The 13,281-nt window shown below is 39.1% G+C and carries 12 protein-coding genes; 5 read left to right on the top strand and 7 right to left on the bottom strand.

From position 1 onward, the window contains the following. Positions 1-3: 3 nt before the first annotated feature. Both PMAN_RS10000 and smpB read right to left on the bottom strand, forming a co-directional pair. Positions 4-2,595: a TonB-dependent receptor gene (locus PMAN_RS10000; RefSeq protein ID WP_010557226.1), complete on the bottom strand. Its 2,592-nt coding sequence runs from the start codon at positions 2,593-2,595 to the stop codon at positions 4-6. A 421-nt stretch (positions 2,596-3,016) separates the two neighbouring features. Then, complete coding sequence (gene smpB / locus PMAN_RS09995; protein ID WP_006793936.1) at positions 3,017-3,496, bottom strand: SsrA-binding protein SmpB; 480 nt, start codon at positions 3,494-3,496, stop codon at positions 3,017-3,019. A gap of 145 nt (positions 3,497-3,641) precedes the next feature. On the opposite strand from smpB, the gene PMAN_RS09990 reads away from it, so the two are divergent. Continuing rightward, the gene (locus PMAN_RS09990) at positions 3,642-4,082 is read left to right on the top strand and encodes an SRPBCC family protein (RefSeq protein WP_006793935.1); all 441 of its coding nucleotides are present in this window, start codon (positions 3,642-3,644) and stop codon (positions 4,080-4,082) included. Beyond that, the gene (locus PMAN_RS09985; protein ID WP_008130063.1) at positions 4,079-4,402 is read left to right on the top strand and encodes an RnfH family protein; all 324 of its coding nucleotides are present in this window, start codon (positions 4,079-4,081) and stop codon (positions 4,400-4,402) included. The genes PMAN_RS09990 and PMAN_RS09985 overlap by 4 nt, the downstream gene beginning before the upstream one ends. A gap of 53 nt (positions 4,403-4,455) precedes the next feature. On the opposite strand, the gene PMAN_RS09980 is transcribed toward PMAN_RS09985, so the two are convergent. After that, complete coding sequence (locus PMAN_RS09980; protein WP_006793933.1) at positions 4,456-4,815, bottom strand: outer membrane protein assembly factor BamE; 360 nt, start codon at positions 4,813-4,815, stop codon at positions 4,456-4,458. A 107-nt stretch (positions 4,816-4,922) separates the two neighbouring features. Between PMAN_RS09980 and PMAN_RS09975 the strand changes: the two genes are divergently transcribed. Further along, complete coding sequence (locus PMAN_RS09975) at positions 4,923-5,237, top strand: GIY-YIG nuclease family protein (protein ID WP_006793932.1); 315 nt, start codon at positions 4,923-4,925, stop codon at positions 5,235-5,237. On the opposite strand, the gene PMAN_RS09970 is transcribed toward PMAN_RS09975, so the two are convergent. From PMAN_RS09970 to ilvC, 4 genes are all read right to left on the bottom strand, one after another. Then, positions 5,210-6,127: a M20/M25/M40 family metallo-hydrolase gene (locus PMAN_RS09970; protein ID WP_010557225.1), complete on the bottom strand. Its 918-nt coding sequence runs from the start codon at positions 6,125-6,127 to the stop codon at positions 5,210-5,212. The two genes, PMAN_RS09975 and PMAN_RS09970, sit on opposite strands and share 28 nt — an antisense overlap. Then, positions 6,124-7,299, bottom strand: coding sequence for a tetratricopeptide repeat protein (locus PMAN_RS09965; protein ID WP_010557224.1), 1,176 nt, complete (start codon positions 7,297-7,299; stop codon positions 6,124-6,126). The genes PMAN_RS09970 and PMAN_RS09965 overlap by 4 nt, the downstream gene beginning before the upstream one ends. A gap of 119 nt (positions 7,300-7,418) precedes the next feature. Beyond that, positions 7,419-9,332: a methyl-accepting chemotaxis protein gene (locus tag PMAN_RS09960; RefSeq protein ID WP_010557223.1), complete on the bottom strand. Its 1,914-nt coding sequence runs from the start codon at positions 9,330-9,332 to the stop codon at positions 7,419-7,421. Positions 9,333-9,510: 178 nt separating this feature from the next. Continuing rightward, positions 9,511-10,983: a ketol-acid reductoisomerase gene (gene ilvC, locus PMAN_RS09955; RefSeq protein ID WP_010557222.1), complete on the bottom strand. Its 1,473-nt coding sequence runs from the start codon at positions 10,981-10,983 to the stop codon at positions 9,511-9,513. A gap of 134 nt (positions 10,984-11,117) precedes the next feature. On the opposite strand from ilvC, the gene ilvY reads away from it, so the two are divergent. Together ilvY and PMAN_RS09945 are read left to right on the top strand one after the other, a co-directional pair. Then, a complete protein-coding gene (gene ilvY, locus PMAN_RS09950; RefSeq protein ID WP_008130052.1) occupies positions 11,118-12,023 on the top strand; it encodes an HTH-type transcriptional activator IlvY in 906 nt (301 codons plus the stop codon). A 112-nt stretch (positions 12,024-12,135) separates the two neighbouring features. Next, a complete protein-coding gene (locus tag PMAN_RS09945; RefSeq protein WP_010557221.1) occupies positions 12,136-13,182 on the top strand; it encodes a GGDEF domain-containing protein in 1,047 nt (348 codons plus the stop codon). Positions 13,183-13,281: the final 99 nt, after the last annotated feature.

Genomic DNA, 13,281 nt, shown 5'->3' with positions numbered 1-13,281 from the left:
TGTTTAGAAAGAAAAGCTTACTTTAGTATAAATATAACGACCGCGTGGGTTATGTACACCCGAGGCGTAACCGTATAAGTCAGAATCACCGTCACCAATTGCAAATGGTGGCTCTTCATCAAATAAGTTATTAATACCTAACGATACTTTAGCAGAGTCAGAAACACGGTAAGACGTTTGTAAATCAACCAGTGTTTGCGAGTCAACCATACGTGATGTATTAGTATCGAAATCTAAGTTACCATCGAAGTCGATATCTGGTGTATCTTCAAACTCACCAACATAACTAATGTTTAAGTTAGTGTTAAACGCGCCCATTTCCCAGTTTGTTGAGAAGATAAAGCGGTGCTCTGGGTACCCATATTCACCGGTATAATCGCGGCCATCTTTTTCAAATTTATCTTGGTATGCCCATTCTAAATTGAATTTTAATAAGCCTAAATCGTCAAGCGAGTGATTGTAGTTTGTTGAAATATCAACGCCCGACACTTCTTGCGATGATACGTTTTCAAAGGTGCTAAATATTTTTTGAATAGTACCTAACGCATCGCCACCATTTGGTGATAAACGAACACATACTGTGCTGTTTTGGTTATTACATTCAGAGGCGTAAATAGGGCCAAATTCTTGCTCGTCAATTTTGTTATCTTGTGTGATGCTCCACACGTCTACGCTCAGACCAAATTCGGCTGTTGGTGCCCAAATAAAGCCAACGTTCCAAGATTCAGATTCTTCTGGTTGTAGATCGGGGTTACCTGCAAACTCAATGTTGTAATCAAGTGCGCTACAGTCTTTCCCTGTTGCTTGACAGCGGTACGTGTCTACAAAAAACTGACTTTCTTGAGATGGACCTAAACCAACTTGTGCAAGAGAAGGGGCTCTAAAGCCTTGCGCCCATGAACCACGAACCGTAATTTCATCGGTTGGTGCCCAGCGAAGTGCAACCTTTGGATTGGTAGTGGTGCCAAAGTCGCTGTAGTCATCGTAACGACCTGCCAGTTGTAGCTCTAGGGTTTCTGCAAGTGGAATTGAAAACTCAACATACGCGGCGTACTGGTCTCTGTTTGCTGATGCAGATACAGATTCAGTACCAAATATTAAACCACGTTGGAATTGATCATCTGGAATATCACTGACGTCTTCTTCACGGTATTCGATACCTGCGGCCATCATCACAACATCGTCGCCAAAGCTAAATGCTTCACCAGTAATGTTTGCGTCAAATGAAGTCATATGCGATTCGCCACGACGAACAAGGCTGGTGGTAATTCTGTCTACAACTGCCGGATCGTTGTATGTACCGCCGAATGGGTTGTAATTACCTGCATCAATTTCTTGTTGTAAAAAATCTGTACGAACCCAACCTTGCGAGCGGTCGCCGGTTTGCATTGATTTACTGCGACCTTTTTGTACTGCTGTTTCCCAGCTCCAGTCGTTAATTTCGCCTTTTAAGCCAGCTACAATTCGCATTGTGTCTGATTCAATATCCCATTGGCGGGCACCCGCGTCTACAGTACGGTAGCGGCCAATTTCGATGTCTTGCCCAAATGGGTTATTTGGATGATTTGCTTGTACCGTTAGGCCTGCATCTTCGTCAAGTGGGGTTGGTGCACCCGCTGCAACCGACGTATTGTGCTGAACGGCCATTTCTAAAAAGCCCGTAATGCCATTGTCAAAACGATATTCAAATTGCGATATTGCGCCAATACGCTCAGCAGCTGGGGCTATGTAGCCAAACGGGCCATAATCAAATAAACAGCTTCCGCTTGCAGTTGCGTTTTCTGCTGGGCAATCTGGGTCAATTGTTTTTACACCATCAACGTAAAAGTAGCCAGGGAAGCCACGAGATGAACGGAAATCTTCACCGCCATAAGGAGATTGGTTTGCGGTACCCAAGCGGCCCATTTCATCTGATGAAAGCGATGTGTTTTTAAAGTAATCAATGATTACTGACGCACTGCTTTTTTCGCTAGTGGTACCCCAAACAACACTTGCTGTTGTTTCTTCATAGTTAGGGCCGTCAGTGCCGCCGTACCCTAAGTTTACTTCTACGCCATCGATATCTTTTTTCAAAATAACGTTAACAACACCGGCTACAGCATCAGAGCCATAAATTGCAGATGCTCCGTCTTTTAAAATATCGATTCGTTCAATAGCCGATACTGGAATGCTGTTTATATCGACAAATGAATTAGTTATCCCTTCTGCAAACGCACTAATTGAGACTCTGCGCCCGTTAATCAGTACAAGTGTTGCGTCGGCACCTAAGCCTCGCAAGCTTACAGCGGCAGCTCCATTTGCCGTCGAATCTTGGTTGTTACCACGTGTAGAAAAAGTACCACTGCCTGCAACAGGCATTCTTTCGAGTAGTTGTTGAAGGTTATCGTAACCCATGTTTTCAATATCGGCTTTACTGATTGATTGCACCGGTGATGGGCCTTCAATGTCAGAGCGTTTAATACGCGAGCCTGTAACTTCAATGCGTTCTACTTTTTTTGCTTCTTCAGCGGCGTAAGTTGTTGTTGTAAAGCCCGCTGATAATGAAAGTGTTGCGCCAATAATAATACTTGGCGTAAATGCAATTGATTGCTTCATCCTTAAATCCTTGTTGATATGTAATAAGTTTAGTTGCTCAATACCAATCCTTTTAAATTGTTAAATAAATCCCATATTTAAGCGGATTGATATAACAAGCGACGACATTAATATCATGTAACTTAAGTGTTAGCAATGAGACTGAAATGTGATTTTAGTATGGGTTTTAGTGTGATTTTGGATGATTTTAAAGCAGATGTTATGCGCTGAAGCAGGTTTAAATAGGCGCATATGCTTTATTTTAGAAATAAAAAATACAACCTCATTGAGAGTAATAATTAAATTAATTGACTCACAATAAAATTGTAATAAATTATTTATAGGTATATTTAGGCTGAATAATGGTCTTGTTGTGTATTAATAAAACAAATGGCGTTTGGTTTTTTTATAAAAAAAAGCCTAACTGAGTTAGGCGTTTTATTTAAACTTTGTGCTTCATTAAGCGCTCTTTTTCGCGCGACCAGTCTTTATTTTTACCGTCTTCGCGTTTGTCATGCATTTTTTTACCTTTTGCTAAATGAAACTCAAGTTTCACCCAACATTTTTTCCAATACATGGCTGTAGCCACTAATGAATAGCCGTCACGTTCAGTTGCTCCCACTAAGCGGTCAAGTTCTCGTCTGCTTAGTAAAAGCTTTCGGTAACGCATAGGGTCGCAAATAACGTGAGTAGAGGCACTATTTAATGGTTGAATTTGACTACCAAGTAAAAATGCTTCGCCGTTTTTAAGGTGTATATAAGTTTCAGAGATATTTACTTTACCAGCTCGGATACTTTTTACTTCCCAGCCTTGTAGTTCGACACCTGCTTCAAACTTATCGTGTAAAAAATACTCATGTCGCGCTTTTTTGTTTAGCGCGATGGTATTGCTTGTCGATTTTGATGAATTTTTCTTAGCCATAGTGCCCTATAATATACGTAATGTGAGATGTTTTACATCGATTTTTAGTAATGATTTTAAAAAATTAGATCTAATTTATGCGTCATGAAAGTTTGGGGAAACGAACAAAGCTTGCTAAAATTCGCCCACACATTTGGGAGTGAGTATGCCACAAATAGAAAAAAGTGCGCTGGTTATGTACAGCACTAAAGAAATGTTTGATCTAGTTAATGATGTAGAAGCTTATTCTCAGTTTTTACCAAATTGTTCTGATTCAAAAATTGTTTCGCAGCAGCATAATAACATGACCGCGAGTATAGAAATATCTAAGGCGGGTATAAAAAAGTGGTTTACCACCGAAAACACCTTTATAGACGAACAAACCGTGTTATTAAAACTGGTTGATGGTCCATTTAAAACGCTTAAAGGGCGTTGGCATTTTCAAGCATTAGATGCGCATGCATGCAAAGTTTATTTAGAGCTTGAATTTGAATTTTCGAGCAAAATTATTGAGCTCGCGTTTGGTAAAATTTTTAATGATGTTGCAAAAAATATGGTAAGTGCCTTTACTTCGCGAGCTAAAGAAGTATACGGAGCGCGAATATGATTAACATTGAAGTTGTGTTTGCTTTACCCACCACTGCAACCTGTTTATCGATTGAGGTGCAGCCAGGCTGCACGGCCGAACAAGCGGTTATTCAGTCGGGTATTATTGAAAAGTGCCCTGAGATAGACGCAAATGCACTTACATTAGGTGTATGGAATAGAACGGTTAAGGCAAACTACGAATTAAAAGATGGGGATCGTATTGAAATATACCGTCCATTAATTGCAGACCCTAAAGATGCACGAAGAAAACGCGCTGAAAAGGCAAAAGAAGAAGGCCGAGCCAATAAAATAACGGGCGGTCGCCCACTCGAGCGGTAATTTAGGTATAAAAAAAGGTAAGCAAAGCTTACCTTTTTACTTTAGCGACAATATTATTGTTCTAAAGGGGTGTTAAAATTTTCTGGCTGATCGTAGTCACCTGAAAGCGAAACAAGTTTTTCATTTTCAAAGTTAATCACTAGCTCTTTATGTTGCTCGTTTTCACGGCCTTTATTGAAGCTGTAAACATAACGCCATGTGTTGTTATCAAAAGCATCTGTGGCAATAGGACGGCCTAATACATAAATAACTTGGTCTCGAGTCATGTTTACACGAAGCTTTTCAACATCCGATTGCTCTAAAAAGTTACCTTGAGGGATGTTTATTCTGTATACCCAGCTAGAGCAACCTGCTGCAGAGCTAAGTGTTAAAGCGACGATAAGCCAAAGAGAAAAAGTTTTTAACGACTGCATTGTTTGTTGTGATCCTTATTTTTTATAATCTGCATGATACCGATTAGTCACTGAAGGTAAAACCCTTTTAAGCAATTGTTTTGAGTTAAGGGTATTAAGGTAATATTTTGACCACCAATAATGAAAAAAGTTTACAAACCCTAGAGCCAAAAACACATACTTCAGGCACTTTATGGCACTTGTACATAGTGCAAACACGGTTTGGGCACTGGTATACCGGCATTACTACTAATGTAGATAAGCGCTTTGCAACGCATCAAGCGGGTAAAGGGGCGAAAAATTTAAAAGGTAAAGGGCCTCTTATACTTATTCATCAGCAGGAAGTTGGGAGTAAAAGCGAAGCGAGTAAGCTTGAGTGTAAAATAAAAAAGTTACCAAGGGCAAAAAAAGAGGCTTATGTTTCAGCGTTTAAATCATCATAATGATGGTGCGCTAACTTTTTAATAAAGCCCTCTATTGCGAGTACGGTACTTACATACATAGGTATATCAATGTGCTGTAAGGTGTCTTTAGTTGTGTGGTGGTGAGGGTCGTGACCCATTCCAAAGTAAACATACGGTATGTTGTTTTGCGCAAATGAATAATGATCGCTTGCCTTATGCCAATCAATATTTTGTGATTTAATTAGCCGATTCATTTGTTTTGACGAATAGACAGGTTTGATTGTTATTTTAGTGTTATTTAAGGCGGTGAATACGGGCTTAAGTTTTTGTTTTAATGAGTAGGATGTTAATGCATACACGCGGGATTTATGTTTTTTCACCCCAAGCATATCTAAATTTATATTCATTAAAATGTTATTCGAGTTAAGCGTTTGTGCAAAGTGTTTACTGCCATGTAAGCCATTTTCTTCTGCGTCAGTTAATACAAATACCAATTCGTAAGGGAATTCTTTATTTTGTAACGAAGACGCCAAGTAAAGCAGGGCAGCAACGCCTGTTGCATTGTCGTTTGCCCCAAAATAATATTTCCCACCTCGCTTACCAAGGTGATCGTAATGGGCTGTAATAACTATTTTTTGACGTTGCGTTGATTTGGTGGGCACTGCAATAATATTAATGCCTTGTGCATGCTCAAAAATGCCTGACTTATAAGTAAACGTTTGCTCACTTACATTTAGATTAAACTTAGAAAGCCTACTATGTAGGTATGCTCGCGTGTTCACTGCACCTTCTGTTGCTGTTTTTCGGCCCATGAGCGCATTGCTTGCTAAATGGTTTAAATCATCAATAAGCTGCGTGTGTAGGGCACTTCCATAACTATTAGTGCACACACATATTAAAATTAAGCATAAAAAGTATTTAATGGTCATAGTTTTGCTGTTAATGAAAGTAATGCGTTTAATTTACTCTCATAACGTTTTTTGTCATGTAAAAAGTCAGCTTTTTTGCCTGCCTGTTCAAGATGGTATATCGCTTTTTGGGTGTTTCCCCATTTAAAGTACACGCTAGCTTGACCAAAGTGGCTTTCGTGTAATGAAGGCGCAAGGCTATAGGCTTTTTTATAATGTGCTAATGCAAGTGCAAAATTAGATTGCTCAAACTCTGTATTACCAAGGGATACATGGTAATAAGGGTTGTTTTGACGCTTGATGTGTAATTTTTTTAAGATGTCAGTGCCTAACTCCGAACGGCCTGTTAGCTGATACAAAACAGCTAAGTTACCTTGTGCAGTATTGTTGTTTTGATTAAGCAATATTGCGTGGGTGTAGGCTTTTTCAGCTTCAGTTAAGTAGTTTAATTGTCTAATCAATACGCCTAAATTCCCCCACCCAGCACTGAAATTAGGGTCGGCTTTAACTGCGTGGCTAAAGTAGTTATAAGCTAAGTCGTACTGCCTATTAACAAGTGCAATAGCCCCTTTATTGTTATAAAACATGGCTGTGATAGTGTTTTTGCTAATAGGTGTTGTTTTAAAGCGAGCCTGGCGGCTATTAGGGTCAAAGTCTATTATTAAGCGTTTTTTGCCTTGGTAAATAAATACCGACTGGTTAGAAGGTTCAGTGGCGGTATCAATACTTAAGTTAATGTGGCCTGTCAGTAAGTTAAATCCATTGTTAAGAGCCCAATATTCTGGGATATGAACTTTATTAAACCGCGCTTTTATACCTAAATAGTCAGCAAGGCTATACGCTAAAATAGAGAGGGATAAGCAATTTGCATTTAAGTTTTTAAAGGTTTGTGATGCGGTGAGGGTTGCCCCCGATTGATATGAAAGCGAATCATCACCATTTTTAAGTAAAAAGCTCAATATATTGTGTGCTAGCGTTTGGGTAGATTGCTTACTTTTTAAATGGCTTTTGAGCTGCTGCTTGAGGCTGTCGCTAAGAGTAAATATTTCTTCTGGTGATTCTAGAGTATGTGACTCAAACGAATTTATTTGGAGCAGTTTAACTGGTGGTGCGACAAGCGGTGTTGAACTGCATGCGCTCAGCGTAAACAGCCCTACAAATATGATCAAAAACTTAAATTGATTGGTTTGCATAACCACCTCCAAACTAATTGTAGTCGCAATTTTGTTTAGAGGAGGTGTTTAATACCAATTCGCGTTGATATCAACCCATTGGGATCATTGATTAAGCGAATTGGTATAGTTCAGAGGTTTTAACGGTGCTTTTCAAAGGTTGCCACTAAGGCATCTAATGTTTGAGCGCTGCTTGCTAGGTCACGAATAGCTTGCTCAGTATTCATCTGCTCACTCATGGCGTTGTCGCTAATTTCGCTAATTTGCTCAATATTACGCCCTACATCGGCTACTACATTACTTTGTTGTTCGGTAGCCGTTGCAATTAGGGTTGCCATGTCATTTATTTGATTAGATGTTTCGCTAATCACATCAAGTAACTCAACGGAGTTTTGCATTGCCCCCACACTTTGCTGCGCTTTATCTTTTGACTGGCTAATATCTTTTACTACGTCATCTGATATTTGGGTCAGCTCTTCAATCATTGATTGAATTTCGTTGGTTGATTGTGAAGTGCGGTTTGCCAGCGCTCTTACCTCATCGGCAACAACAGCAAACCCTCTACCATGCTCACCAGCACGAGCAGACTCGATTGCCGCATTTAACGCCAATAGATTTGTTTGTTCTGAAATACTGCGAATCGCATCAATAATACTAGCAATATCAACCGTCTTTTTAGAGAGCAGTGACACTTGCTCTGTTATGCCGTCAATGTCGCTTGCAAGCGCAGAGATGGTTGCCTGGCTTTGCATTACCTGATTGTGGCTTTGCATTGTGTTTTCGCGACTGCTATCGGTAAGCTTGGCGGCGTTAGCTGCGCTTTGAGCAATCTCTTGCACTGTTGCACCCATTTGGTTAATGGCTGCGGCTACAGAAATAGTTTGTTCTTTTTGGCTGTCTATAGCCTGAGAATTACGTTTAGCTTGTTCAAACACATGGTCAGAACTGCGCTTTATATCATGGCTTTCTGTAGCAACTTGGCCAATGGCTACCTCAATTTTACTAATAAACTGATTAAAGCCCGCGCTTAAGTTATTAAGCTCGGCTTGGCTTGATTCGGGTAACCTGTATGCTAAGTTTGCGTCGCCAGAACCTAAACGAGAGAATAATTCGCCCATTTTAAATAACGGCGAAGACAACGAACGCGCTAATAAGTAACTAATCAGGCTAGCAATTAAGGCAATGATTAAAGTAAATGTAAATATTTGCCACTGAAGCGTGCTTACACTTGCAAATACTTCACTTTTTGGTACTTGAGCCACAATAAATAAGTCGGTGTTTTCTATTGGGGTTGCTGCTACAAGGGTGGCTTGGCCATCGAGGTCGATTTCTTTTAACTTAAAGCCATTCGAGCTTAATATTTGATTACTGATATTCGCTTCATAAACCGAGTCAATGTTTGCTTTTGCTACTTTATTTGAATCTTTGTGCAATTGAATAAGGCCGCTTTTATCAGCAATAAATACAAACCCTGTTTGCTCAATTTTAAATTGTTGCAGTAGCTTTTGCATGTCAGTGATACTTTTTGCAAGTCCTGCTAAACCTTTACCATTAACTTGTTGGTGGTTAATGAACATTTTTACGTCGTTCACTGACTCTTGGTAAATACTGATAGAGTAGGGTTTTCTTGATTCTTTGAAGGCAAAAAACCACCCATCGGCTTCATCGTTTTTTAATACGCGTAAAAAACCATCCTGATTCCAGTATTGTGCGGTGTTTCGGTTAGCCCACGATGCAGTGGCTAGGTCGTATTGTTCTACCAAGCGGTTTAGCTCTTTTAAAAGCAATGCATCGTTATTATTAGTTTGTGACCATTGTAAAATAAACTCGTTAGATGAGAGTTGCTCTGCAGCACCAATTAGCATGTTTATTTCACCACCAATGTGGTTACTAATTGTTTGCAACTTACCTGGTAGCTCTGACTCAATCATGCGTTGTTCTATTATATCTTCAGAACTGTATAACGATGTAATACCAATGAGCGCTGCAACAAAAATAGCGATGCCACTGCCAAGTGCTGTGATTTTTTGGGTAATAGAGAGTTTTTGTATCATTTTATAATAATTTTTTACAACGAAGTAGAATATGATGTTAGCACACAATTTATTTAGAGTTAAATAATGCGAATGAACATGAAAATAGCCCTTTTTTAACTAAACTATAGGGCATAAAAAAGCCCACACGCAAAGCATGTGAGCTTGGTTTCTAACAAGCGAAACTTAAAGGATAACGTTAAACAATTTTTTTCATGGCTGACATATAGCCACGTAATTTAGCGCCTACTATTTCAACCGGGTGCTCACGCAGCGCTGTATTAATTTCAATTAACGCTTTGTTGTCTACTTGGTTACTTTGCTCACCTAAGCCTTTACCAATTACATCGGTGTCGATATTTTTCATAAAGTCAGCAAGTAATGGTAAGCAAGCATGGTTATATAAGTAACACCCATATTCAGCAGTGTCTGAAATAGTACGATTCATTTCAAATAACTTTTTACGTGCAATGGTATTAGCAATCAGTGGTGTTTCGTGAAGCGACTCGTAGTATGCAGACTCTTCAATAATGCCAGCCGCAGTCATAGTTTCGAATGCAAGTTCAACACCTGCTTTAACCATAGCGACCATCAAAATACCGTTGTCGAAGAATTCTTGTTCTGAAATTTCTACATCACCAGCGGGTGTTTTTTCAAAATTAGTTTCAGCTGTTTCTGCGCGCCATTTAAGAAGGTTAGCATCATCGTTTGCCCAATCTTCCATCATTACACGTGAAAATGTGCCGTCGATGATGTCGTCTTGGTGCTTATTATAAAGTGGACGCATAATAACTTTTAGCTCTTCACTAAGTTCAAATGCTTTCACTTTTGCTGGGTTAGATAAACGGTCAAGCATGTTTGTTACGCCGCCGTATTTAAGAGCTTCTGTGATCACTTCCCAACCAAATTGAATTAGTTTAGATGCGTAACCTGCATCAATTCCTTTTTCAATCATTTTGTCAAAACATAAAATAGAACCCGTTTGTAACATGCCGCATAAAATAGTTTGCTCACCCATAAGGTCTGATTTAACTTCAGCAATGAATGACGATTTAAGCACACCTGCGCGGTCACCACCTGTGCCAGCAGCGTAGGCTTTAGCTTGTGCTAGGCCATGACCTTGTGGGTCGTTTTCTGGGTGAACGGCAATAAGTGTTGGTACACCAAAGCCACGTTTGTACTCTTCACGTACTTCAGAACCTGGGCATTTAGGTGCAACCATGATTACAGTGATATCTTCGCGAACCTGCATGCCTTCTTCAACAATATTAAAGCCATGTGAGTAAGCAAGTGTAGAACCTTGCTTCATTAACGGCATGATGGCGTTAACGACTGCTGTGTGCTGTTTATCTGGCGTTAAATTAAGTACTACGTCAGCTGTTGGAATTAGCTCTTGGTAAGTACCTACAGTAAAGCCGTTTTCAGATGCGTTTAAAAATGATTGGCGGCGCTCAGCAATAGCTGAATCGCGTAACGTATAAGACACGTCTAAACCTGAATCGCGTAGGTTAAGGCCTTGGTTTAAACCTTGTGCGCCACAGCCTACAATAACTAGTTTTTTACCTTTAAGTGCGTTAACACCGTCTGTAAATTCGCTTGCGTCCATAAATTCACATTGCGCTAATTGCGCTAATTGTTCGCGTAAAGGTAAGGTATTAAAGTAATTCGCCATTGTTAGTGTCCTATAAATATGTTTGTTAGATGCGCTGTATTTTGCGCTTGTAAACACCATATTTAAAAATGTTACTTGCGTAAAATGATATATTTGAATTAAAGTATTTCAAAATATGAAATACTGGTGTTGCTATGGATCATAAGCATTTAAAATATTTTTTAGCGTTGGCTAAAACACTGCACTTTGCTAGAGCAAGTGAGCTTTGCCATGTGAGTGCGCCTACATTAAGTCGTAATATTAAACACCTAGAAGAAGAGGTGGGCGTTGCGCTATTTATGCGCGATAACCGCAGTGTAAAATTAACAAAAGAGGGAGAGTCTTTTATTGATTACGCCACTGCTACCCTTGCTAACTGGCAAAGATTTAAAGCTAATGTGAAAGAGCCACAGCAACATATTTATGGAAAAGTCAGTATTTATTGCTCTGTTACCGCCTCTTATAGTTTTTTGCATCAAATTTTAGAGCAACTCAGAGCGCAGCATCAGTATATAGAAATAACTTTAAATACGGGCGACCCTGCACTAGCTATAAACCGTGTGCTCGATGGTCATGAATCAATGGCAATAGCAGCTAAACCTGGAAAATTACCTGCGCAAATTGCTTTTGTAGATATAGGCCATTCACCATTAGTGCTTATTGGGCCAAAAGTTCAATGTACGATTACTGAAAAATTAACATCAAACAATACAGAGCTTGATTGGTCTGAATTAGAGTTTATTGTGCCTGAACAGGGTTTTTCTAGGCAGCGCCTAGAAATGTGGTGGCGAAAAAACAATATTCACGGAAAAATTTATGCACAAGTGGCGGGGCATGAGGCAATGGTCTCTATGGTTAGCCTAGGATTTGGTGTAGCAATGGTTCCTAAAATAGTATTAGATAACAGTCCACTAAAAGACAAAGTACAGATACTCACACCAAAAATGCAAGCCCCTGAAGGCTTTGACATTGGCTTAGCAGTTTTAAGAAAAGAGCTCAACGACCCCGCTATTAGTGCTTTGTGGAATATTGCACAAACTTTAGACGCAAAAGCGATTTAGATTTTTTTACCGTTAAATAAGTTCATAAAATAGTATTATTATGGCTTGCGTAAAGGTTTACTATTACTTAACATTGAATGCTAATAATAAAAATGACGCTTGAGAGTTCTTTATGAATAATGCTGTATCACTTTCTCATTCCGCTCAGTATTTAAAAAAAGCAGTACCCATGATGGTGAAGTACCGTATGCCGGTAACACCTATTAATTATGCTATTTGGTATTGCTATTTTCAGGGTAATAAACCGTCTTTAAACATTGAATTAGATCAAGTTATTTCAGAGCACCAAACATGCACTCAAAGTAAAGCAAAAGAAATATTTGATAAGCATCTTAGTGATGAAGATTTAGCTCTTTTTCAGGAAATGTCGGATAAATTTCATAATACGGTTGAAAATATCCAGCAAGATATAAGTATCACACTTGGTCATTCTAAAAGTTTCAGTACTTCGCTTATTGACTCGCAGAACGAAATAAACAGCCTGATAGATACTAACTCTTTTAACGATATTCTTGGTTGTGTTGAGCGTTTGACTGATGAGTCAATTGCAATGCAAGACTCTGCTCGCGAATTTCAAACAAAGCTATCGGTTGCATATAATGAAATTAAAGACTTAAAAGAAGCGCTTAATCTTTCTAAAGAAGCTGCCGACACAGACCCATTAACAGGTTTTTATAACAGAGGTAAATTTGACTCTGATATTAATGACTTTTGCCGTGAGTACTCAGAGCAAACGACAGAAAGCTCCCTTGCTGCACTGATTATGTTTGATATTGATCACTTTAAGCGATTTAATGATGACTTTGGCCATCAAAAAGGCGATGAAGTTATTAAGCTAGTGGCAAAAAAAGTAAAAGAAAATTTAACCGACAAAGCAAAAGTGTATCGCTATGGCGGAGAAGAGTTTTGTATTACTGCTTATTTTGACACCATAAATGATTTAGTTGCTTTTGCTGAGTGTATAAGGCAAGAAATTGCGAAATTAGCTATTCGTAAAAAACAAGATGTAAATAACAAACGTGCAATATCAGCAAGCTTTGGTTTAGCTATGCTACGACCGTTTACAAAAAGCTCAGTGCTGGTTGAGCGTGCCGATAGAGCACTTTATATTGCTAAGACACATGGACGCAACCGAGTAGAAATAGCCCCTGATATCTAATTTTTATAAGGGGTTTAAACTTTTACTTTGTGTATAAAAAGTGTGAATGATTGTAATCAGCTACAGATAGTTTTAGGTAACCTTGTTACTATCCGTAAA

It is taken from the genome of Pseudoalteromonas marina, assembly GCF_000238335.3.
In the GTDB taxonomy this organism is placed as follows: domain Bacteria; phylum Pseudomonadota; class Gammaproteobacteria; order Enterobacterales; family Alteromonadaceae; genus Pseudoalteromonas; species Pseudoalteromonas marina.
Note: the sequence above shows the minus strand (reverse complement) of the source record. Positions and strands in the feature narration are given on the sequence as shown.